The sequence below is a fragment of the Streptococcus sp. HMSC072D05 genome (genome assembly GCF_001815805.1).
In the GTDB taxonomy this organism is placed as follows: Bacteria; Bacillota; Bacilli; order Lactobacillales; family Streptococcaceae; genus Streptococcus.
This window is the reverse complement of sequence record NZ_KV822038.1, coordinates 160924-183730: the sequence shown is the minus strand read 5'-3', so window position 1 is coordinate 183730 and position 22807 is coordinate 160924. Positions and strand designations below refer to the sequence as shown.

Annotated in this window: 17 protein-coding genes; 3 read left to right on the top strand and 14 right to left on the bottom strand. The window is 40.7% G+C overall.

Going from position 1 to position 22807, the window contains the following annotated elements:
- Positions 1–6: 6 nt before the first annotated feature.
- The 3 genes from pdxT to nox all read right to left on the bottom strand — a co-directional run bounded on the left by pdxT (position 7) and on the right by nox (position 3101).
- Positions 7–588, bottom strand: coding sequence for a pyridoxal 5'-phosphate synthase glutaminase subunit PdxT (pdxT, locus tag HMPREF3057_RS06650; RefSeq protein ID WP_042902499.1), 582 nt, complete (start codon positions 586–588; stop codon positions 7–9).
- The gene (gene pdxS / locus HMPREF3057_RS06645; protein WP_070696947.1) at positions 589–1464 is read right to left on the bottom strand and encodes a pyridoxal 5'-phosphate synthase lyase subunit PdxS; all 876 of its coding nucleotides are present in this window, start codon (positions 1462–1464) and stop codon (positions 589–591) included. It abuts the gene before it with no gap.
- A gap of 257 nt (positions 1465–1721) precedes the next feature.
- Entirely contained in the window at positions 1722–3101 is a 1380-nt protein-coding gene (nox, locus tag HMPREF3057_RS06640) for a H2O-forming NADH oxidase (RefSeq protein WP_000036762.1), read from the bottom strand.
- 307 nt (positions 3102–3408) lie between these two features.
- Between nox and HMPREF3057_RS06635 the strand changes: the two genes are divergently transcribed.
- Genes HMPREF3057_RS06635 through HMPREF3057_RS06625 form a run of 3 tightly spaced genes read left to right on the top strand, consistent with a single transcriptional unit; the run spans position 3409 to position 6224 of the window.
- A complete protein-coding gene (locus tag HMPREF3057_RS06635) occupies positions 3409–4323 on the top strand; it encodes an FAD:protein FMN transferase (protein ID WP_070697399.1) in 915 nt (304 codons plus the stop codon).
- Positions 4324–4356: 33 nt separating this feature from the next.
- Positions 4357–4962 carry an NADPH-dependent FMN reductase gene (locus HMPREF3057_RS06630; protein ID WP_000915931.1) on the top strand — a complete coding sequence of 202 codons (606 nt, stop codon included), beginning with the start codon at positions 4357–4359 and terminating at the stop codon, positions 4960–4962.
- A gap of 17 nt (positions 4963–4979) precedes the next feature.
- The gene (locus tag HMPREF3057_RS06625; RefSeq protein WP_070696945.1) at positions 4980–6224 is read left to right on the top strand and encodes an NAD(P)H-dependent oxidoreductase; all 1245 of its coding nucleotides are present in this window, start codon (positions 4980–4982) and stop codon (positions 6222–6224) included.
- 84 nt (positions 6225–6308) lie between these two features.
- On the opposite strand, the gene HMPREF3057_RS06620 is transcribed toward HMPREF3057_RS06625, so the two are convergent.
- The 11 genes from HMPREF3057_RS06620 to HMPREF3057_RS10500 all read right to left on the bottom strand — a co-directional run.
- Positions 6309–6566 carry a DUF896 family protein gene (locus HMPREF3057_RS06620; RefSeq protein ID WP_049478328.1) on the bottom strand — a complete coding sequence of 86 codons (258 nt, stop codon included), beginning with the start codon at positions 6564–6566 and terminating at the stop codon, positions 6309–6311.
- A gap of 41 nt (positions 6567–6607) precedes the next feature.
- Positions 6608–8644 carry a glycine--tRNA ligase subunit beta gene (gene glyS / locus HMPREF3057_RS06615; protein WP_049478327.1) on the bottom strand — a complete coding sequence of 679 codons (2037 nt, stop codon included), beginning with the start codon at positions 8642–8644 and terminating at the stop codon, positions 6608–6610.
- A gap of 260 nt (positions 8645–8904) precedes the next feature.
- Positions 8905–9822, bottom strand: a complete 918-nt coding sequence (glyQ, locus tag HMPREF3057_RS06610; RefSeq protein ID WP_000038733.1) for a glycine--tRNA ligase subunit alpha — start codon at positions 9820–9822, stop codon at positions 8905–8907.
- A gap of 35 nt (positions 9823–9857) precedes the next feature.
- Positions 9858–10229 (bottom strand): GFA family protein, encoded by a 372-nt coding sequence (locus HMPREF3057_RS06605; RefSeq protein WP_070696943.1) that lies wholly within the window; start codon positions 10227–10229, stop codon positions 9858–9860.
- 316 nt (positions 10230–10545) lie between these two features.
- Positions 10546–15057 (bottom strand): S8 family serine peptidase, encoded by a 4512-nt coding sequence (locus tag HMPREF3057_RS06600; RefSeq protein ID WP_070696941.1) that lies wholly within the window; start codon positions 15055–15057, stop codon positions 10546–10548.
- A gap of 289 nt (positions 15058–15346) precedes the next feature.
- The gene (locus HMPREF3057_RS06595; RefSeq protein ID WP_070696939.1) at positions 15347–16189 is read right to left on the bottom strand and encodes an aldo/keto reductase; all 843 of its coding nucleotides are present in this window, start codon (positions 16187–16189) and stop codon (positions 15347–15349) included.
- A gap of 81 nt (positions 16190–16270) precedes the next feature.
- Complete coding sequence (gene pgdA, locus HMPREF3057_RS06590; protein WP_000742163.1) at positions 16271–17662, bottom strand: peptidoglycan-N-acetylglucosamine deacetylase PgdA; 1392 nt, start codon at positions 17660–17662, stop codon at positions 16271–16273.
- Between the two features lie 102 nt (positions 17663–17764).
- Complete coding sequence (ezrA, locus tag HMPREF3057_RS06585) at positions 17765–19492, bottom strand: septation ring formation regulator EzrA (protein WP_000064804.1); 1728 nt, start codon at positions 19490–19492, stop codon at positions 17765–17767.
- A gap of 80 nt (positions 19493–19572) precedes the next feature.
- Entirely contained in the window at positions 19573–21519 is a 1947-nt protein-coding gene (gene gyrB / locus HMPREF3057_RS06580; RefSeq protein ID WP_000134074.1) for a DNA topoisomerase (ATP-hydrolyzing) subunit B, read from the bottom strand.
- A gap of 13 nt (positions 21520–21532) precedes the next feature.
- On the bottom strand, positions 21533–22096 hold the full coding sequence (locus HMPREF3057_RS06575) for an HAD-IA family hydrolase (protein ID WP_025168831.1): 564 nt from the start codon (positions 22094–22096) through the stop codon (positions 21533–21535).
- Between the two features lie 460 nt (positions 22097–22556).
- The coding region (locus tag HMPREF3057_RS10500) for a hypothetical protein (RefSeq protein WP_257371014.1) at positions 22557–22807 on the bottom strand (251 nt) is incomplete at its 5' end.

Below are 22807 nucleotides of genomic sequence, written 5' to 3'. Positions count from 1 at the left end.
CTTTTCTCAACTTTTTTCTTTACACATATTGATAAAATACTGGTGCAAGCGAGCATCATCTGTTAACTCAGGATGAAAAGAGGTTACCAGCATATTTTTTTCTTGGGCTGCAACGATTTGATCATCAACTGTTGCTAAAACTTCTACACCCTCTCCAACACTGCTGATAATCGGTCCACGGATAAAAGTCATGGGAATCTGACCAACTCCCTTACATTCTGCCTCTGTATAGAAGCTTCCTAGTTGGCGCCCATAAGCATTGCGCTCAACCACTATATCCATAGTCGCTAGATGACTTTCTTCCTGAGAAGTAATTTTCTTAGCCAGCAAGATTAAGCCCGCACAAGTTCCAAAGACTGGTAAGTCATTGAGAATAGCTCCTCTTAGAGGAATCAACATGTTCTGGTCACGCAAGAGTTTGCCCATGGTTGTAGATTCTCCACCAGGCAAAATCAAACCAGACAAGTCACTCTGATATTGTTGAAAATCCTCTAAATTTCTGATTTCGACACTAGTGACTCCTAATTTATCTAACACTTTTGCATGTTCTGCAAAGGCACCTTGCAAGGCCAATATTCCAATTTTCATCTATTTTCCTCGCTCTGCCATAAGAATTTTGATTTCATTCTCATTGATACCAACCATGGCTTCCCCTAGATCTTCAGAGATTTGAGCCAGAATTTGAGGATTTTTGTAGTTGGTTACGGCCTTAACAATAGCACTTGCTCGTTTAACTGGGTCGCCTGACTTGAAAATACCTGAACCTACAAAGACGCCCTCTGCCCCCAATTGCATCATCAGCGCAGCATCTGCTGACGTTGCCACACCTCCAGCTGCAAAGTTAACAACTGGTAATTTTCCATGTTCATGGACGTATTGGACCAATTCAACAGGGACTTGCAAGTCCTTGGCAGCCACATAAAGTTCATCTTCGCGAAGATTTTGAATGCGGCGAATTTCCTGATTCATCATACGCATATGGCGAACGGCTTGGACGATATCTCCTGTACCCGGTTCTCCTTTTGTGCGAATCATAGAAGCTCCTTCAGCGATACGACGCAAGGCTTCACCCAAATCCTTAGCTCCACAGACAAAAGGAACTTGGAATTCTTTCTTGTCCACATGGAAACGGTCATCAGCTGGAGACAGCACTTCACTCTCATCGATATAGTCAATCTCAATAGCCTCTAAAATCTGAGCTTCAACAAAATGCCCAATTCTAACCTTGGCCATCACTGGAATGCTGACCGCTTCTTGGATTTCCTTAATCATCTTTGGATCACTCATACGGGAAACCCCACCAGCTGCACGAATATCAGCTGGAATTCGCTCCAAGGCCATAACAGCTGCCGCACCAGCAGCCTCTGCGATACGAGCCTGTTCAGGGTTCTGAACGTCCATGATAACCCCACCTTTGAGCATCTGTGCCAAGTTTTTATTTAGTTCATAACGATTTTCAGTCATTTCTTAATCCTCATCATTTGTATTGGTAGCTACCATTTCATTTTAAGCCAGATTAGAATGAAGTACAAGATAGAAAAAGGATAATTGTGTGGGTACAGATTGACACTCAATGAAAATCAAAGAGCAAACTAGGAAGCTAGCCGCAGGCTGTACTTGAGTACGGTAAGGCGACGCTGACGTGGTTTGAATTTGATTTTCGAAGAGTATAACTAAAAAACTATCTGACCTTAACTTAAGGCCAGATAGCTCAGCTATTGTTATTTTTCAGCTGTAAGTGCAGCCATTGTGATGTAATTGTATGGTTTGTTGAAATGTGGCAAGAAGAATAGGTCTGTCAAAGCCAATTTATCAATGGTTACATGCTCTTGGATAGCAAGTGAGAACATGTGGATTCCCATGCTGATAGCAGAATCGTGTGAAACCATTTGCGCACCAAGGATTTCGCGGCTGTCTTTGTCAAAGACAATCTTGATGGCAACTTCGTGGTTGTCATGTTTGATAAATTCTGGTTTTTGAAGATCGTTAAAGCCAGTTTCAGTTGCATTATAGCCTGCAGCCTTGGCTTTTTCAAGAGTCAAACCAGTCGAAACCATGTGAAGACCGTAGATAGAAATACCGTTTGATCCTTGAACTCCGATTCCTTCCAATTCATGACCACAAGCGTTATAAGCACCAACGATACCAGTACGTACAGCATTAGATGCAAGAGCGATGTAGCTTGTATCTTTACGAGCATTGTCATAAACAGTTGCACAGTCACCAACAGCGTATACACCTGGGATAGATGTTTCTTGTTTCTTATCTACAAGGAAAGCACCGTTACGGAAGAGTTCAATCTTACCGTCAGCAAGAGCTGTGTTTGGACGGAAGCCAACAGCAAGAACCACCATATCCACATCAAATGTTTCTTTGTCTGTTACCAAGCGTTCAACTTTTCCATCACCTTGGATGGCTTTAACTGTTTGACCAAGAGCCAAGCGAATGTTGTGGTCTTCCAAGTTCTTCGCCATCATTTGAGTAAAGTCTTTGTCATAGTAGCCGTTCAAGACAGTGTCTACAATATCTACAAGCACTACTTCTTTTCCAAGACGCTCGAAAGCTTCAGCAAGTTCTACACCGATGTAACCACCACCAACAACGGCAATGCGCTCAAGGTGTTTGCTCTTGTCTTCAAGTTTTTCAATAACTTCTTCAGCGTTTTGGTACAATTTAACAAATTGTACATTTTCAAGAGTCGCTTTGAATTCGCGGTTACCCTTAACGATTTCAACACCTTCGATTGGAGGCAAGATTGGAGTTGAACCAGTTGCAAAGATCAATTTATCATAAGACTCTTTGTGTTCTTTACCTTCAACTTCTGCAGTCACAACTTTGTTATCGTAGTCAATTGAAAGAACTGGTGAGTTCATGTAAACTTTAGCACCTTTTGCTTCCAATTTTTCTTTATCAGAGTAGAAGAGACCTTCTGGGCCATCAATTTGTTCCCCGATCCAAAGCGCCATTCCACAACCAAGGAATGAAATATTTGAGTTTTGGTCAAATACTACGATTTCGTTCTCATGTCCGAAGTTGTCCAACATCGTATTAATACAAGCTGTACCAGCGTGGTTAGCACCAACTACAACGATTTTACTCATAGAAAAATTCCTACCTTTAATTTTTGATTTACCTTTCTAGTATATCATTTACTGTTAGCGTTTACAAGATATTTGCTCAGAATTCTCTTTTTTTCAGAAAAAAATACACTTAACATTGATAAATCCAATTTTTCTATCGCTTTCATATTAGTTTTGAGCATATTTCTTGACTTTTTGTCAAAATTCATTTGTGAAAACGCTGACTTTATGATATGCTAGATACATGGAAAGAAAATGTAAGGGGTTTAATTTTTCTTTAACGACCTTATATTGAATGATTTCCTATAAAGAGAAAGGAGCTGGTAGCTTGCCTCTTCATTCACGTTCTGAACGGCTAATGGGAACAACGATTACGATTTCATTAGTAGGTGAACAGGCTGATTGCCTACTTCAAGGAGCCTTTGATTTGCTCAAGGAACTCGAATACCGCTTTAACGCCAACAGTCAAGAATCCGAACTGATGGAAATCAACTACCAAGCTGGAATCGCACCTGTTAAGGTCCATCCTGACTTATTTGAACTGATTGCTCTTGGACTTGAGCATAGCCTAGCTCCATCTAGCCATCTAAACATCAGCATTGGCCCCTTGATTCAAACCTGGCGAATCGGCTTTTCAGATGCTCGACTCCCCGAGCTAAACGAAATCGAAGCTGTCTTGCCTCTAGTTGACCCCCATTTTATCAAATTAGATCCCTCTGGCTCTACTGTATTTTTAGAGAAAAAGGGAATGAAGCTTGATTTAGGTTGTTTAGCCAAGGGCTATAGTGCAGATAAGGTTGCCCAGTATTTGAAAGAACACGGTGTCACCTCTGCCTTGATCAATCTCGGAGGAAATATCCTCACCATCGGGAACAATCAAGCCAAAGAAGGTAAAGACTGGCAAATCGGTATTCAGGATCCGCGAAATCCTCGTGGCAATCATCTTCTAACCATTCCTGTTTCTAACAAATCCGTCGTCACTTCTGGGATCTATGAACGCCACCTGACAATAGACGGAAAAGACTATCACCATATTTTCGATAGTGAGACAGGCTTCCCTGTCGAAACAGACCTCGCTAGCCTAACGATTATCTCAGATAAATCCGTTGATGGTGAGATTTGGACAACCCGCCTTTTCGGAGAACGTAGCGCTTCTATCCTCTGGCAAGTCGAAAGTTTAGATGGTATCGAAGCCATCCTCATCGACAAAGAGGGGAACCTTACATGTTCTTCAGGCCTTTAAATTTGTATTATGTAAAAAGAGAAAGGAAATCTCATGCTAAAACTTATTGCCATTGTTGGAACGAACTCTAAACGTTCTACAAACCGCCAATTGCTCCAATACATGCAAAAACACTTTGCGGATAAAGCTGAAATCGAACTTGTTGAAATCAAGGATATCCCTGTTTTCAACAAACCAGCAGATAAGCAACTTCCTGCTGACATTCTTGAAATTGCAGCTAAAATTGAAGCATCTGATGGTGTCATCATCGGTACCCCTGAGTACGACCACTCTATCCCTGCAGTTTTGATGAGCGCTCTTGCTTGGCTATCTTACGGTATCTACCCACTTTTGAACAAACCAATCATGATCACTGGTGCTTCCTACGGAACTCTTGGTTCATCTCGTGCCCAATTGCAACTTCGTCAAATCTTGAACGCTCCTGAAATTAAGGCAAATGTTCTACCAGATGAATTCTTGCTTTCTCACTCTCTTCAAGCATTTAACCCAAGTGGTGACTTGGTTGACCTTGATGTCATCAAGAAATTGGATGCCATCTTTGATGACTTCCGTATCTTTGTGAAGATTACTGAGAAATTGCGTAATGCACAAGAATTGCTTCGCAAAGATGCTGAAGAATTCGACTGGGAAAATTTGTAAGATAGGAGACCGAAAGAATGAAATTTGTTGGACTTGTAGGATCAAACTACGATCAATCATATAACCTCAAACTCTTGGAATTTATCCGTCGCAATTTCAAATTCAAATTTGAATTAGAAGTTCTTGAAATCGACGAAGTTCCAATGTTTAACCAAGACGAAAAATGGGACGAAAGCTTCCAATTGCGTTTCTTGTATAACAAGATTACACGTGCTGATGGTGTCATTATCGCTACTCCTGAGCACAACCACACTATCTCAGCTTCACTCAAATCTGTACTTGAATGGCTTTCATACGAAGTTCATCCATTTGAAAACAAGCCTGTTATGATTGTGGGTGCATCATACTATGACCAAGGAACTTCACGTGCCCAAGTTCACCTTCGTAAGATCCTTGACGCTCCAGGTGTCAATGCCTACACACTTCCAGGAAATGAATTCCTTCTTGGTAAAGCTAAGGAAGCTTTTGATAACAATGGAAACATCACCAACGAAGGAACTGTTAAATTCCTTGAAACTTGCTTAGATAACTTTGTAAAATACGTAGGAGTCGTTTCGAAATTGAAAAAACCAAAACCAATCGAACCAGAAGACTTGGATTGTGGAAGACCAATTGCTACAACCATTACAGAAGTTGATCCTGACGATCCAGAATGGGTAGAAAAAGTTGCAGCAATCACTGGAGCTGTTTCTGGTGATACCTATGTCAAATTGGACCACGGTATCCTGACAGTTAACCAAATCGATATGTTCTTGAAAGCTATGCCATTTGAATTGACATACGCTGATGACAACAACCAATTCCTCTACTACAACAACGCTCACCAAGATCCAGACACCATGTTTGCTAAACGTGTACCACCTCAATCAGGTAGCCGTATGTCAACTGTTCATGGTTCTCTTCCGCCAGCACGCATGAAGAATGTAGAGTGGGTTATCGGAACACTTCGCAACGGAAACCAAGAATACGTTCGTACGATCGTTCCAGGTTCTCCTGCAGGTGTTATCAACACTCACAACTACCAAGCTATGTACTATCCTGACGGATCATACGCTGGTATCAATGAAATCGTCTTTAACTTCCAACCATGGCTTGACTGGTACCTACAAGAAACTGGTCAACGTTTGGTAGGTGGTAGTGGCCCATTCGCTCCTGCTGCTGGAGGTCATGGAGACGCTGATGCTACTTCTGGCGCTTCTGATTCAGGGGATGCTGGAGGCCACGGTGGTGGCGCAGACGCTACTTCTGGCGCAAGCAACTAAGAAATCAAAAGGAGCCTAGTGGCTCCTTCTTTTTTGTTAATAACAAAAAAGGGTTTTGTAGATCATCTACAAAACCCTTGAATTTTATGAATTTGGATCATCAAGACTACGGCCGTGCAAACCTTTTTCACGTTGTACCTGGCGTAGTTTTTCTGGTGTAACGTCATTTCCTTCCTCGTCCACAACTTTGATTCCTTCAATGTGGTGACGAACAGAACGACGATAGCCTTCGATATACTCCTCACGAAGTTTAGCTTGTTCCACTTTTTCAGCAGAAGTTAAACCTTCTGTTTTTTTCTTTTTTGCAAGCTCATTGATACGAGCGATTTTTTTCGGATCCATTTCTTCTCCTTTGTAATAAGATACAGTCCGTTCGACTGAGTTTATTTCGTATTGATTTGGTTAAAACGAGCGAGCTTAGCTGCTTTCTTGGTTAGTTGTGACAAGATTGCCAAACGATTTTGTCGAACAGTCTGATCTTCAGCCATTACCATGGTATTTTCAAAGAAAGCATCAATAACTGGGCTAAGCGCAAAGAGTTGTTCTAATTGCTGGCTTGCAGTTCCTGACAAAACGAGTGATTCTACTACTTCTGCCAAGGCTTTCTCTTCTTCATTCTCAAAGAGAGCAGGATCAACCGTGTCAGTTCCTTCGGCTTTTTCAGCCAAGTTGAAAGCACGTGACAGGGATTCGACAGACGATTTGAAGTTTTCTTCTTTGCTTGCTTCTACAAGAGCACTTGCTGCTTCCAACATATCCGCCACGACAAAGTTCGAACTTGCAAGGACTGCCTCCTTAATGTCTTTTGGAGTAGAACCCATCATCTTATCAACACGAGCCTTAATAAAGTCCATAACCTCTGCTTTATTTTCATAAGTCAAGCTGTCAAATTTCAAAGCATAAAGGCTATCGATCAGCTCATCCATAGCAATGTGCCAACCAAAAGCATCCAAGATACGAACTACACCTTGAGTCGCACGACGAAGAGCATAAGGATCATTAGAACCTGATGGAATCAAACCTACTGAGAAGAAACTCAAAATCGTATCCAATTTATCTGCAATGGCTAGAACTGCCCCAACCTTGCTCTCTGGAAGTTCTCCGTCAGCAGATGTCGGCATGTAGTGTTCACGAATGGCTGCTGCGACTGCTGGCGTTTCCCCAGCAAGGAGGGCATATTTTTCACCCATAATACCTTGGAGTTCATCAAACTCACCAACCATACCCGTCAACAAGTCAAACTTGTAAATGGCTGCTGCACGCGCTAGGTCAACTGTTTCATCCACTGACAAGCCAGCTTTTTCTGCCAAGAGAATAGCAATCTGACCAGTACGAATCATGTGTTCACGAAGAGAACCAATCTTTTCGTGGAAGGTGACGTTGTTTAATTTTTCAACAAGGTCAGAAATCACCAATTTTTGGTCTTCACGCCAGAAGAATTCTCCGTCTTCCAAGCGTGCAACTAAGACTTTTTCATTACCCTTGATAACATTTTCCAAATGCTCTGCGTTTCCGTTACGAACAGAAATGAAGTTTGGCAAGAGTTTACCATCTTGATTACGAACAACAAAATAACGTTGGTGTTCTTTCATCGAAGTTACCAAAACTTCTTCTGGAACTTCAAGGTATTTGGCATCAAAACTTCCCATGAAGGCAGTTGGGTATTCAACTAAGTTCAAGACTTCATTCAGCAAGTCCGCATCAATTTCGATACGTACACCATGTTCAGCTTCGATGGCTTTAATTTGGTCAACAATCATTTGCTCACGTTCACGAGGATCCGCAATTACAAATTGTTTACGAAGGTCTTCTTCATAGCTCAATGCTGACTGAATCTTAGTTTCTTGCCCCAAGAAACGATGGCCGCGACTCACACGACCGCCCTTGATATCAAGGAAATCCAAGTCAAACTCTTCTTCATCTAAAAGAACAGTCAAAGTGTGTACAGGGCGGATATATTCAAAGGTGTTGTTAGCCCAGTGCATGCTGACAGGGAATGTCAGTGACTTCAAGACGTCTACTACACCTGGAACAATGGCTTCAACTGGTTGCCCCACTTCTTCCTTGGTAACATAGACATATTCTTCACCCTTGATTTCACGGAATTCAATATCTTCAACTGTCAAGCCTTTCCCACGGACAAATCCTTGAGCTGCTTTGGTGAAGTTTCCAGCACTATCCAAGGCAATTTTCTTTGCTGGACCCTTGAAATCTTCTGTCAAATCAGATTGCTTGTCTGCAAGCCCAGTCACACGAACAGCCAAACGACGTGGTGTTGAGAAGGTTTGAATGGCTTCAAAGGAAAGACGATTTTCTTTGAGGAAGGCTGCCATTTTTTCACCTAGTTGTTTTTCACTTGGAGTTACCACATAGGCTGGTAACTCTTCAAGACCGAGTTCTACTAATAAGTTTTTTGTCATGTTTTTTCCTTTACATTTTCTTCAATCTTTTTTGATATGCCCCTTAGGTACTGGGGATGTCGCTAACTAACTTTTGTGAGTCTGTAAGGAAATCTTATACCAAATAAACTAAGATTTCCAACAGTCTCATCAAAGTGGATTTAGCTGACTGATTTTTGAACCCAAGGTTTCAAAAATCCCCACATAACAGTACGGCGGTGCATATCCCTTTAGCAAGTCTTCGACTTGCCTTTAACGATTTTAGATCACAGTATTACTTACTATTCTGCATCTTCTGCTAGGAGTTTAGCTCGTGTTGCTTCATCCAAAAGTGGGTAACCTAGGCGTTTGCGTTCTGCGACAAAGGTTTTGGCTACGACACGGGCCAGGTTACGGATACGGGCGATATAGCCTGCGCGCTCAGTTACAGATACGGCACCACGCGCGTCAAGCAGGTTAAATGTGTGTGAACATTTGAGAACATAGTCATAGGCAGGGTGAACCAAGCCTTCCTCCAAAGCGCGTCCTGCTTCTTTTTCAAACTTATCAAAGTTTTCCAACAACATTTCTTGGTCCGAAATTTCAAACGAATATTTTGAGTGCTCGTACTCAGGCTGGATAAAGATTTCTCCGTATTTTACACCATCGGCCCACTCGATATCATAGACAGAATCAACTTCTTGAATGTAAGAAGCCAAGCGTTCCAAACCATAGGTAACTTCCGCAGTCACAGGCCCAGTTGCCAATCCACCGACTTGTTGGAAGTAAGTGAACTGAGTGATTTCCATACCATCAAGCCAAACTTCCCAACCGAGACCAGCTGAACCAGTTGATGGGTTTTCCCAGTTGTCCTCAACGAAACGGATATCGTGTTCCAATGGATTGATACCCAATTTTTCCAAAGACTCAAGGTAAAGTTCCTGGATATTTGATGGAGATGGCTTCATGACCACTTGGAATTGGTGGTGTTGGTAGAGACGGTTAGGGTTTTCCCCATAACGACCGTCAGCAGGACGACGTGATGGCTCTACATAAGCCGCATTCCATGGCTCAGGTCCGATAGCACGAAGGAAAGTGTAAGGACTCATTGTCCCCGCACCTTTTTCATTATCATAAGCCTGCATGAGCATACAACCTTGGTCATTCCAAAATTGTTGCAAAGTCAAAATAATTTCTTGAAATGTTAATTTCTTAGACATTGTTTACTCCTTTAATTTATATTATCTTTTTAGCTTTATTCATCAAGCAACCAAGAAAAAGCTGGCTCCTGAAAAATATGACGTTTGGGAACAGTTTGTAAATTCTGATCGCATTCGTCTATTGTACCTAGTTTCAAAGCACAGACTTCTGGTATATTTTCTTGAGCAGTGAAAATTTGACTATGACAGTTCTGACAGTAATAGCGTTGTTTTCCTGGAGATGAACTATAGGTAACCAACTGTTCTTTTCCATGCAATACTAGATTTTTACTGCTAACTTTGGCATTCACTGTATAGGCAGACGCAGTTGCTTTCCGACAGAATGAGCAGTGGCAAAAAACTAATTCCGACAATTCCTCATCTAAAGTGTAGGTTACTGCTTTGCATAAACAAGATCCTTTAAGCATTATGCTCCTTTCTACTTAGGCATTAGAGGAAATTCAAAAAGAACCGAATTTCAACACCCAAGCCTTGCGACTAGGGGCGTCTGAAACGCGGTTCCACCCTAATTTATTACTTCATTGTTTTTAAAAATACGACAGAAAGTGCCAGTTTCTTACCTTGTCCTACTTGGCTCCCACTATCCCAAGCTCGCTGAAGAACGCCATAAGACTTTCTTTCCTAGCTAGTATTATAGCAGATTTTCTAGCTAGTGTAAACCAAAAATGAGTCTGAAAACAAAGTTCCAGACTCATTTATTAGTAAAGCTTCAGAAACTCCTGTTTAAGGATGTCTTTTCGCTTTTGGTTTTTTGCCATGTAAATTTCTCTTGGCTTGTTTCAAGGCTGTAATGGCATCTTTGACATCTTCTTGGCTCGCTCCTGGATCTTTAAGGAGTTCCTGTGCCTCTTTAAAAGTTAAAAGATAAGCTGCTTTTTCTTTCTTGTCAGCATAGATAAATCTCGCGTTCTTTTCTTGGAAAAGGCGTTCATCTTTGACCAGTTTCTTTAGACTAGAGAAGTCTGTAGCCTTGCCATTCAGTTTACTTTTAGCTGTTGCTAGGGCAATGAGAGATTGGTCAATTTGATCCTGTTTGACTTTAGGATCTACAGCTAGTAAGGCAATTTCTTGGAAGGCACGATCATAAGCTCGACGTACTTTTTCCTTGGCATTCGCATATCGTCCAGTTTTAGTCGTTGCATAGTAAGCTTTCATAGCTTCTTTCAAGGCTGTAACGTTCGAATCTTTTCCATCCAAAGCTTTACCAGCAGCTTCAAGACTAGCGAGAACGCCATCAATCAATTCTTGTTTCAACTTGCTTGACAAGGCTGACTGCGCAACTTGGAAAGCTTGGTCATAAGTTTTTCTCTTATCTGCACTACTATTAAAGTAGCGAGACGTTTCTACCAGTTCTTTTTGTTGATTTACCGCAGCAATCAAGGCCAACTTAGACACAACAGATAGACGCAAAGCATTATTTCGACCTGGCTGAACGAGCAAGGAAACGAGATCTTCAAGGAGTTCGTATCCAGTTGGTAAGGCGACTTGTACAGTATAACGACCTGTAGCAACTTTCTTACCAAAGGCGTATTGACCATATTTTTCAGCAGGAAGAGTGATACTTGTCCCATCTTCTCCTTTCAGAACCACTGTAGTCGTCTTTGGAACTGCTTGATTGAAGGAAACAGACACAGGTGCATATTCTAAGAGATTTGCTAGGAAGGTAATGGTTTGGAAACTATTTTCTTCCGTCAAGTCGAACTCTTGGGACAAGGCACTGATAAATTTCAATTCAGTTCGGTCATAACTGAAAATTTCTGCTGTATAATGACCAAACTGTAAGAAATGAATCGCTTTTGTCTTGTCAACATCAACATATTGCCCCTTGCTATTTTTGATTCGATAGACGTAGAGGGTATCAATATCCTGGTTTGTTTTTGCATCCTTCAAGGCAATTTTCACTCGCCCACTATTTTGATCGCGGACAAGTTCAGCAAGTGAGATATAGTCTACATTTCCTGCATAATCCTCTACAAGATAGTAAATATTAGCCTTGTCAACATCCTTAGGAAGTGTATAACTACCATCAGCATTGGCTTTGATCAGATGGGTGTTCTCAAGCGCACGAGTTCCAGACTGGTCTTTCCCAGTTAGAACCATGGTCCCTTTCTGGTCAAATGGTGTGAGGTAGAAAACTTTTTCTGAAAGGATACCGCCTTGACCCACATCTTTTGGTTTGCGAGCTACGAATTCTTGGTTTCCATCTTTAAAGCGAATATAACCACTTGTGATGACAGGTTTTTGAGTATCAATTTGAATTTTGAAGGTCGTGTGTTGTTCTTTAGCTCCTGGAACATCTGGTGTGTAACTAATAACATAGTCATATAAACCATCTGCAACGGTATTGCCATCAAAATCCTGGCCTCTCCAAGCAGTATTATCTAGAATATAACTCTTCAGATTTCTACTGTCACCATCAAAATAATTCTTACGAAGATCCTTTGCATCGCCCTCCCAAATAGGATGTTCATGCTTGGTATCTGTAGCCGCATAAACTGTAGCCCGAAGATTTACAAGGTTTCTCAAAGCAACCGTTTTATATTCAACTAGGTCTTTGTTTCCATCATCATTTGGAGAAATGGCAATACGGACATTCCCTTTTTCGTCCAACTGAAGAACATGCTTACCTTCAGCATTTTGTTCAATCCCAAGAACAGTAATTCGGCGTCCTTGGCGTTGACCTTTAGACACTAGAAGGTCATTTTGCAAGGTTGCGAGATAGGTAGCATCATTAGAGTAGTTAACGGCAGGATTTTCCTTGTCTACTTCCGTGTAAAATCCATTTTTCCCTTCTCGGACAAGATTGTAAATTGGTTTTTCAACAGCAGGGAGATTTTGGAATTCTCCTCGGAAGCCCATAAATGCAAGACTCACAATATCCCCATCATCTGCTGGATCTACAAAGCGAACAAAACCTTCAAGGAAATAGCCATTTGGCATTTGTTTGCTGAGTTCAGCAGCAAATTTTCGAGCATCTACTTTAACAGTGACTGTTTGACTGCTGTGGGCTTTGACCGTCACTTCAGGCCAGACTGTCTCTGTTAATTTTCGAGGTCGAAGGGTGAATTTTCCATCTTGAACTTCGTCTGTATTGGTATTCACCACCATCTTGAGAGTACGGTCAGTATCTGAAATATTGTGTACAGTGACCTTGAAAGTAAATTGATCTCCAACATTTCCCAAAGTCACACTTGGATAACCATTTTCACCCGTTACATAGAGGTCTGTTGACACTGCAGCAGCTGTATCCACAATACCAGAACCTTGCTGACGAGGAGAGGTATAAGTGCCTGTATCCTTATTAACGTGTAGTTTTGCAGTTGACATGATCAAGGCCTTGACAGTCTCTGATACTTGCTCAGGAGTCAATTCTGGATGGTGTTTTTGAAGGTATTCCTTAACCAGAACTGCAACACCCGTAACGTGAGGAGCCGCCATACTGGTTCCGCTGATACTACCATAGGTATTGTCATTAAAGGATGAGTAGATATTGCCGCCAGGAGCTGTCACGTCTGGTTTCAATTGTCCATCAGTAGTCACTCCCCAACTTGAAAAGTCAGATAACTGATTGGCTACATCAGAAGGACGATTATCCATCTTACCATTAAAAACAATCTTGTAGTTCCCAGATTTTAAGGCCTCACCATACTGTTTAGAAATAAATACTGAAGGAATTTTCTTTGCTTCATCATCAATAGCCATATTGATATTTGCACCTTCTACATTATTGTAGATCAAAGCACCAACTGCACCGTGTTTTCGTGCATTTTTGATCTTCTCTGAAAAGTTCATGGCTCCACGCTGAATGAGGGCAAGTTTCCCAGTTAAATCCAACTTCGCAAAGTCTTCTTCACGACCTAACCCTGCTTCGACGTATTCGTACTCTTTTCCTTTTTCAAAGTCCTTATCTGCCTCAGGTTGATTATAATCAAATTTTCCGTTATGAAGGCCGGCATTTCCCTCTAGACCTTTGACTTCAAAAACGGCTGTTGTCAATGTTTTATTGTTGACAGAAGCAACTGAAATCGAATCCTCAACAGTGGATGGATTTCCAACCAAGCCATAGTCTGGGTTTTCAGCTAGTGGTTTTGAATAACCATTTCCGAATGTATTACTATTTCCTGCTGAGATAAGAACAGAAACTCCCTTGGCACGAGCCCGTTTGATGGCATCCACAATATCAGAACCAGCATCGACCATAGAACCAGTGCTAGATCCCAAACTCATATTAATGGCATCTGCTCCTAAGGCAACTGCGTCATCAATCGCCTTTACATAAAGAGCAGAACTGGTCGTCTTTTGGCGATCTGAAAAGACACGCATAAACATGACTTGGGCTTCTGGTGCAACACCATAGACCTTTTCACCATTCGGTGCTTCTTTATCAGGGTTTCCAGCAGCAATCCCTGTTACGTGCATCCCATGAGAAGTTCTTTCTGCTTCTTTGATCTTATCTGTTCCGTCAAAGTAGTCATAGGCATAGACAACCTTATCGCTATACCATTTACCGTAGTCGATTCCAGCAGCCTTTTTAGCTGCTTCGATGGTTTCCTTGTTTTTAAATTTTGCTTTTGACGGATCCGAAATTCGAAGAACCTCATGATTCAAATCAAGCCCTGAGTCAATAATGGCAACAACGGTCCCTGTCCCCTTGTAACCAGCCTTCCAAGTTTTCGGTACTGTGATGATATCATTGCTTGAAAGACTATTTGGTTTTGCAGACTCAGTTTTTTCTTGTTCTTTTTCTGTAGTTGCTGTTTCTCCATTAGTTTTAGGAGCTGTCGTTGCTTTAGCCTCTTTTTTCTCTATGGTAGAGGACTTCTCAGTAGCAGGCGCTGTACTGGTATCGACTGTTGTTTCTTTTTGAACGACACCTTGATTTTCTTCTTTTGCAACTGCGCTATCTTTTCCTGATTCTTGGGCTTCGGCAGTTTTATCAACCGGAGCATCTACCTTAGCATCTTGTTTACTAGCATCCTCTTTAGAAGTTTCAACTTCTTGTTTCTCTCCAACTACTGGTGCTATCCCATTAGTATTGGTTTGGTCAGTTGAAGAGTTTGAGTGTTTATCGTCTTTTAGCTCTGTCTTAATTTCCTGAGTTTGAGCTTGATTTTCACCTGTACTCTGCTCATTGGCACTGACTTGACTTGCTCCAAAAACCAATGCAGTTCCCAATAAAACTGAAGCAAGACCAAATTTGTATTTCCGTAATGAAAAACGTTGTCGTCTATTCATAAATAATCTCCTTTTTCTTTAAAGTATACCTATTATAACGCAAATAATCATAAATTTTCATAAAAATCTGAATTGTCACAAAAATGTAATATTTACGTATATATTTTACTTATTTAATTTTATAATTCGTGTTATTTGCCCCATCAAACCAAAGTTTTTTAAATTCGTTCCTATATTTCAATCCATAAAATTATTTCATTATACAAACAATTTAGATTTTTTATACATAAAAAGACTAGGATTTAAAATTCCTAGTCTTTGTTAATTCGGTATAAATCGATTTTAAAAATTAAAAATCCATCTCATCCACACGAGGTGCGCCCGAAGTCACTGAAATTGTCTTTAAGACTTCTCGCTCGTCTTTGCTGAGTTCAATTCCAAAACAGTCAAGATTGCTCTGGATGCGAGAGGCTGTCACGGACTTAGGTAGGGGTAAAAATCCTTCTGCCAAACTCCAAGCCAAGGCAATTTGAGCCACTGTTTTCCCATGCTTCGCAGCAATTTTTTGGACTTCTTTCTGTTCAAACAACTCCCCTTGCCCAAATGGTCCCCATGCCTCTAAGAGAATTCCTTTCTCTTTACAGTAGTCAACCACTTCCTCTTGATAAACTCCTGGAGCCAAGCGTACCTGATTGACCGCCGGGATAATTCTTGCTGTCTCAAGCAAGGCATCCAAATGATGGGGAAGGAAATTACTAACGCCGATAGCACGGATTTTGCCTTCTTGGTAAAGATCCTCCATCGCTCTCCAGACTTCAGCATTGCGAGTTTTCCATTCGTCATTTTCTCTTAAAGGTTTTGGATTTGGCCAATGGATAAGGTACAAATCTAGATAATCCAATCCCAGTTTTTCCATTGATTCTTCAAATGCTTGGCGAGCTTCATCATAGCTGTGATTGGTATTCCAGAGTTTGGTCGTTACAAAGATTTCTTGTCTTGGAATACCGCTATCTCGAATAGCACGACCAACACTTTCCTCATTTTTATAGATAGCTGCAGTATCGATATGTCGATAACCATCCTTTAAGGCTTCTAAAACGGCTTGGTAGGCTACCTCTCCATTTTCAGCTTTCCATGTTCCAAATCCTAGTACAGGAATTGAAATTCCATTATTAAGGGTATAAGATTTCATCGTTTTTCCTTTCTATGTGAAGAAAATCTAAAGAAACAAAATCCTGATTATCAGAACACTTGCCCCTTTAGATTTTAACAATTATTGATCACGATCGTAATAGATCTCGTGAGCTTTTAAGCGAGAATTGAGCAATTCAGGAACGGTCACAAATGTATACCCTTCACCCTTTAAATACTCAATGACACTTGGTAGGGAATTAACTGAAGGACCATGGATATCATGCATGAGGATGATAGAACCATTGCGAACCTGACGTTGAATCTCTGTCAAAATGGCTGTCTCGTTTTTACTCTTCCAGTCCAAACTATCCACGTCCCACATGATGAAGCTTAAATCAAGGCCGTTTCGAATATCATCAGTGATGGCACCATAAGGTGGGCGCATCAGTTTAGAGCTTGATCCTAAAACTTGAGTTAACAAATCTTCTGTATCAGTAATTTGCTTTTTAGCATCTTCGAGCGAAAGTTGTGAAAGAACAGGATGACTCCAGCTGTGGTTTCCTACAACATGACCTTCAGATTTCATTCGTTTCAGAAGATTTTCATTACCTGCAATGTTTTTACCAAGTACAAAGAAGGTTGCTTTTACACCATATTTAGCTAAAGTATCCAAAGCCTGCGTGGTTGTAGTAGGATTTGGACCATCATCAAAGGTCAAGGCTACAACCTTTTTGTTTTTCTTAGCAAAGTATGCTTGGTAAAGTTCAGCATCCTTTTCTAATAGATAAGAAGACTCAATGACATCAAAGAAACTGGATATGGGCAAAGCAATTTCCTCAACAGTCTCTCCAGCATTAGCAGGATAAAGGATGATTTGACTATCCTTATAATCAAAGCTCCAAGATGTCAATTCTTGGTCTGTGAAGCTCTTTATAACTTGATCAATTTTTGCCTGGTCAAGTTTCTTATCTTCTAGAGTTGATTTGATTTGACTCAGTAAGAGTTCCTTAGCCTTACTTGCATCTTTGAAGAGTTTACTGAGGTCAAAAGCTTTCCCATCTTCGGTCAAGAAAATTTTCCCTAAAGAAGTCTTTTCTTTTTCTTCAACCTTTGATGCAGACAAATCGTAGACTTGCTTGCTGATATTACGAGCAACAACTCCCTTTAAGACGGGATCCAATTGCTCACTATAATAAAAGACCAAGTCCTCTTTATCTTCCAGCTTTTCTTTAATATCCTGGTTGATTTTTTCTCTAACAGACGCAATGACTTCCTCTCCTTGCAGAGGGTAGTAGGCAATCACCTCAGCTTGACCTTTTCGGAAATGGTCCTTCTGACTACCTGAGTTGAATTGCTGGTCCTTTTCGCTTTTTAGCGCTTCAATTTTTTGTTCGTAAGATTGCTTTTGTAGTAGCTTATAACCAATAGCACTTCCTAATAGAATCGTAGCAATTCCTAAGATTCCAACAAGGGAAAGCAATAGCCTTCTCGTTTTATCGTGAGAAACACGTTTCGCTCTATTTTTTTTCATATTTCCATCATATCAAATCGAGGCTATTATTTCAATGATAAACAAGAATTCTGATTTCTTTTTAGAAAAATAAAAAAGCTTAGAAATATCTAAGCTTCTCGTTTAGAAACGAATCGTTTCACGTGTTTTCTCATATGAAGTTACAAAACGGTTTGTGACTCCTGGTTCAGCAACTTCCAAGGCTTGTGAAATTTTTTCAAATGACGCCTGGTAGTCAAACTCTTTTTCAAAAATTTCAAGCGCTTCGTTGAAGGCCTCTTGGATACGCTCATCAAATGAACGGTAACGGTTTGAGTATTGGAGTAGTTGCTCAGTCAAGGTTGCATATTGAACGATATCATAGGTTTCTGTTTCAAGTGCTTCCATATCATTTGTTGCGACTTCAAGAATTCGTTTAACCGATTCAATATTCACTTGTGGTTGTTCTAACTCTGCCATCAAATCTTCTGTGTTATGACTTGCAGTAAAGAAAAGTTTCAAGAAACTTTGAGGAATACCTGGCAAGTTTCTCTTCTCCATGTAACGTTTGATAGTATGCAAACGGTTCACATAGACATTTGCTTTTTGGCGAGCATTGAGGTCGTCTTTTTCAATTTGCGCAAGTCGTTCGCTAACAGAGATTTGCTCATCCTCTATATCCTTGAGGTTGCTTTGAAGCATTTCCAACTGTTCTTCAAGAACAGAGAAGGCTTGAGTTGGCTCGCCTTGGTCTTCTGTTACCTCTAAGATAGCTGTATCAAGTGCAGCCAATTCTGCTTGAAGACGACGAACATGATTGCCATCACTTTCAGGAAGAAGGTAGGTTTTAGTCAAGCGTTCAAGGTCCTGAACAAGCACCTGATTATTTTCTTTCAAGTGGTTGAGATAAGTTGGTAATGTAGCAAGAAGACTTTCAACCACTTTTTGAGCTGCAATTTCACGAGTGAAGATATCATAAAGTGCGTTGATTTCTTCTTGGATGCGATTATTTTCATACTCTGCATTGTCCAATTCCAACTGACGAATATTTTCTTGATTATTTTTCAAAGACTCATGCAAAAGTTGGAAACGAGACTCGATATCTGTTTCTGTAAAGTGGTAGTTGGCATCCAACAGCTTGCGATAGCCTTCTTCCAAATCTGCTAATTGTTCTGGCAGTTCTTTTGTCAAGGTTTCAACAAGAGCTGGAATTCGCTCAACGATGTGTGTCAAAGCGAGAATATGATTTTCAGTTGAATCAAGAATTGCTGCCGCTTCAACCGGGTCACCTGATGAATTTAGGGTAACAAATTGAGAGAATTCAGATTGGATGTTTTCCAATTGTTTCTCAATCTCAGGAAGGGCTTTCCCATATTTCTCCGAATCTTCTGCAACAGTATGTTGAAGGGATTCAAACAAGTCCAAAGCATGAAGGACACGGCCACTATTCTTAGATTCTTGTTTTTCAAGTTCAGAAAGGGCATTGCGAATAGCTGCAATATCTTCTTCAATCAAGCCAATTTGGCTTTCAATTTGATCAATCTTGTGAGCAGCTTTGAAAAAACGGAAAGAATTATTGTAGCTTTCAGCTTCAAAGAGGTGATTTTCAATATCAGCAAATGAATTCAGAGATAAATCAACCCATTTTTGGTTCCATTCACGGAAGGTCACCTGACTTTGACCAATCAAGTGCATGTTTTTAACGGCTTCAACCTCATCATTTACAGGAAGGTTGTAGAGTTCTTCTTTTCTTTCTTCAAGGGCCGTTAATCTGCTTACATTACGCTTACGTAAAAAGATAGCTGTTACATAAGCTAAGATCAGAATGACTGCAATCGCAACCATTAGATAAATTAGTTGTCCATTAGACATATCAAACTCCTTTTATACTAGAAACAATCGTAATGATTATATCATATTTTTTAAACCAAGGGAACTATTTCCCACATTTTTTAGACGTCAAGTGTACTGTAAACAGCGTTTTCTTCGATAAATTCGCGACGAGGTTCTACTCGATCCCCCATCAACATATCAAAGATTTTATCTGCTTCGGCAGCATCATCTACCGAAACACGCGCCATCAAGCGATGTTCAGGATCCATGGTTGTTTCCCACAATTGGTGGTCATCCATTTCTCCCAAACCTTTATAACGTTGGATGGTTGGTTTTGAACGCCCTTCACTATGACGTGCTAAGGCTTCTTGGAGTTTAATTTCTTGATCTGCACCAGGTTGAATGTATTCTTTGATCTCACTTCCCACTTTAACCCCATAAATCGGTGGTTGGGCAATGTAGACATAACCAGCCTCTAAGATTGGTTTCATGTAGCGGTAAATCAAGGTTAGCAGGAGTGTTCGAATGTGGGCTCCATCAACATCGGCATCGGTCATCAAAACGAGTTTTTGGTAACGAGCCTTAGTGACATCAAATTCTGCACCAAATCCTGTTCCCATGGCTGTGAAAAGACTTCGAATTTCTTCGTTGGCAAGGATTTTATCCATGCTAGCTTTTTCAACGTTCAAGATCTTACCACGAATTGGAAGGATAGCCTGGAACTCACGGTTACGACCAGATTTGGCTGATCCACCAGCTGAGTCTCCTTCGACGATGAAGAGTTCGGTTTCAGCAGGGTTGTTAGAAGAACAGTCTGCTAGTTTTCCTGGCAAATTGGAAATTTCCAAACCAGATTTCTTGCGTGTGACTTCACGCGCACGCTTTGCAGCTACACGAGCCTTGGCAGCCAAAATCCCTTTTTCCACGATACGCTTAGCAATCTGTGGATTTTCCATGAGAAAATCAGAGAAGGCGTCGCTGAAGAGGCGATTGGTAATCTTGACTACTTCACTATTCCCCAGTTTGGTCTTGGTTTGTCCTTCAAACTGCGGGTTTGGATGCTTAACTGAGATAACTGCAGTCAAGCCTTCACGGACATCTTCCCCTGTTAGGTTATCTTCATTGTCTTTTAGTAGTTTATTCTTGCGGGCATAGTCATTGATAACACGTGTCAGAGCCGTACGGAAACCTTGCTCATGCGTACCACCTTCATGGGTGTGAATGTTATTGGCGAAACTCATGACGTTTTCGTGGTAACCGGTTGTGTACTGCATGGCTACTTCAACTGTGATATCATCCATCTCACCGTCTGTGTAGATTGGTGTATCAAAGATCACATCCTTGTTCTCGTTGATATATTCAACGTAGCTAGCAATCCCACCCTCATAGTGGTAATGTTTAGTCTGTTCGAGACCTTCACGCTTATCTGTGATGGAGATTCGAAGGCCTCGGTTCAAAAAGGCTAGTTCTTGAATACGTTTGTTTAATTTTTCAAAGTCAAAAGTTGTTGTTTCTGTAAAAATCTCTGGATCTGGTGTGAAGTGAACTGTTGTTCCCGTTTTATCCGTATCTCCAACCACCTCAAGATCAGCAACAACATGACCACGACGGTATTCTTGGTAATGAATCTTACCGTTTTTATGGACATGAACATCTAGTTGAGTTGAGAGGGCGTTTACTACTGATGAACCTACACCGTGCAATCCACCTGAAACCTTGTATCCGCCACCGCCGAATTTTCCTCCAGCGTGAAGAACTGTAAAGACAGTCTCAACAGCGGGACGTCCTGTTTTTTCCTGAATATCAACAGGAATTCCACGCCCATCATCCACAACGGTGATGGAATTATCTGGCTCTATAAAGACTTGGATGTGACTGGCAAATCCAGCTAGAGCTTCGTCAATTGAGTTATCAACGATTTCCCATACTAGATGGTGAAGACCTTCTTTTGAAGTTGATCCAATATACATACCTGGACGCATACGAACAGCTTCAAGTCCCTCCAAAACTTGAATTTGACTGGCATCATAATCCTGTGCCTGTTGATTTTTGATTTCTTCTGTCATTTTTTCCCTTTTCTTACATGTCTATTGCTTGTCTCAATGTCGCAACGTTATTAAAAAGATAGGCATCTAAGCCAGCAGCTTTACCTGCTTCTACATCTATATTTCTGTCACCAATGACCAAACCAGATGTAATATGATATTTATCACGTAAATAAATCATGGACTCAGGATCTGGTTTTCGTTTAAAGCCAGAACTGGCAGTCACCACCTCGGTGAAGTAGTTCGCTATCTGGGTCTTAGCAAGAAGTTCTAGAACTTGGTCATTTCGATGAGAAACCAAGAAATGGCGACCACCCTTGTCCGAAACGTCTTTGAGTAATTCTGGAATTCCCTCAAACAAAACTGGATGTTCTAGCTCACGCGCTTCATTTTCTTTATAGTTCTCTAAAAAATCCTCGATATCTGGTGCAAACTTCTCGATGGCAAAAGCTGTCGAAACCTTCAAAGCTTCGTAGACTCGGTCGTGTTCTTGCTCTATTCCGTATTGGGCTAAGGTTTCTACAAAGGCTGCAGTAGAAGTCTCATAATTATCCAATAGGGTACCACCTAAATCCCATATATAGTCGTGATATTTCATACCCTTCATTATACCATTTTTTTATGAAAAAAGCGATGATTTCCTAGATTTTTCGGCTCTATAATTTATATAGAGAGTAAAACACTATTGCATCTATGGAGCCTTTTTGTGAAGAATAGCTCCTCTATAAATAATCAAGCAAAATCTTTCTTATCTCAAATGTACAAATTAAAGAATAGAAACTACTAACAACCGCGTCATTGTTCACAAACGAAACGCTTTTGGATTTTCAAACTTTAAAAATAGAATACTCATTGCTTTGAATACCACAATAGAGTGCAGAAAAAGATTATTCCAATATGGAGTCCCTTGTTAATTCATTACAGTTCCCAATGATTCCATCTTTCTTTTCAATTGTAATTTATTCTCCAAACAGGCAAAAAACGATAACGTCCTTTTAAGGTGTTATCGTTTTTGTATATCATCAGATAAAGTTTGATTTTTATTGAGCTAAATTCGATTAGTTTCTTCCGAAGTTTTGACCTCTACCATCGCGGTCAAAATACATCCAACTTCCATCTTCAAGTTGAATCCATTTGCTTCGAGCCATATCCCCTGAATTGGCATCGAAATATCGACTAACCCCATTCACATCAACAACTTTTCCTTTGACTTGCTTGCCGTCTTGCGTGAAATAGAGAGTCTGTTGACCAACCTGCTGCAAGCCTGTCACTGCTTTTCCATCTTGATCAAAATAGTACCACTCATTTT

Bases quoted from the DNA above. Each gene is read 5' to 3' on its own strand.
- pdxT (WP_042902499.1), bottom strand. From the start codon at position 588: ATGAAAATTGGAATATTGGCCTTGCAAGGTGCCTTTGCAGAACATGCA.
- pdxS (WP_070696947.1), bottom strand. From the start codon at position 1,464: ATGACTGAAAATCGTTATGAACTAAATAAAAACTTGGCACAGATGCTC.
- nox (WP_000036762.1), bottom strand. From the start codon at position 3,101: ATGAGTAAAATCGTTGTAGTTGGTGCTAACCACGCTGGTACAGCTTGT.
- HMPREF3057_RS06630 (WP_000915931.1), top strand. From the start codon at position 4,357: ATGCTAAAACTTATTGCCATTGTTGGAACGAACTCTAAACGTTCTACA.
- HMPREF3057_RS06625 (WP_070696945.1), top strand. From the start codon at position 4,980: ATGAAATTTGTTGGACTTGTAGGATCAAACTACGATCAATCATATAAC.
- HMPREF3057_RS06620 (WP_049478328.1), bottom strand. From the start codon at position 6,566: ATGGATCCGAAAAAAATCGCTCGTATCAATGAGCTTGCAAAAAAGAAA.
- glyS (WP_049478327.1), bottom strand. From the start codon at position 8,644: ATGACAAAAAACTTATTAGTAGAACTCGGTCTTGAAGAGTTACCAGCC.
- glyQ (WP_000038733.1), bottom strand. From the start codon at position 9,822: ATGTCTAAGAAATTAACATTTCAAGAAATTATTTTGACTTTGCAACAA.
- HMPREF3057_RS06605 (WP_070696943.1), bottom strand. From the start codon at position 10,229: ATGCTTAAAGGATCTTGTTTATGCAAAGCAGTAACCTACACTTTAGAT.
- HMPREF3057_RS06600 (WP_070696941.1), bottom strand. From the start codon at position 15,057: ATGAATAGACGACAACGTTTTTCATTACGGAAATACAAATTTGGTCTT.
- HMPREF3057_RS06595 (WP_070696939.1), bottom strand. From the start codon at position 16,189: ATGAAATCTTATACCCTTAATAATGGAATTTCAATTCCTGTACTAGGA.
- pgdA (WP_000742163.1), bottom strand. From the start codon at position 17,662: ATGAAAAAAAATAGAGCGAAACGTGTTTCTCACGATAAAACGAGAAGG.
- ezrA (WP_000064804.1), bottom strand. From the start codon at position 19,492: ATGTCTAATGGACAACTAATTTATCTAATGGTTGCGATTGCAGTCATT.
- gyrB (WP_000134074.1), bottom strand. From the start codon at position 21,519: ATGACAGAAGAAATCAAAAATCAACAGGCACAGGATTATGATGCCAGT.
- HMPREF3057_RS06575 (WP_025168831.1), bottom strand. From the start codon at position 22,096: ATGAAATATCACGACTATATATGGGATTTAGGTGGTACCCTATTGGAT.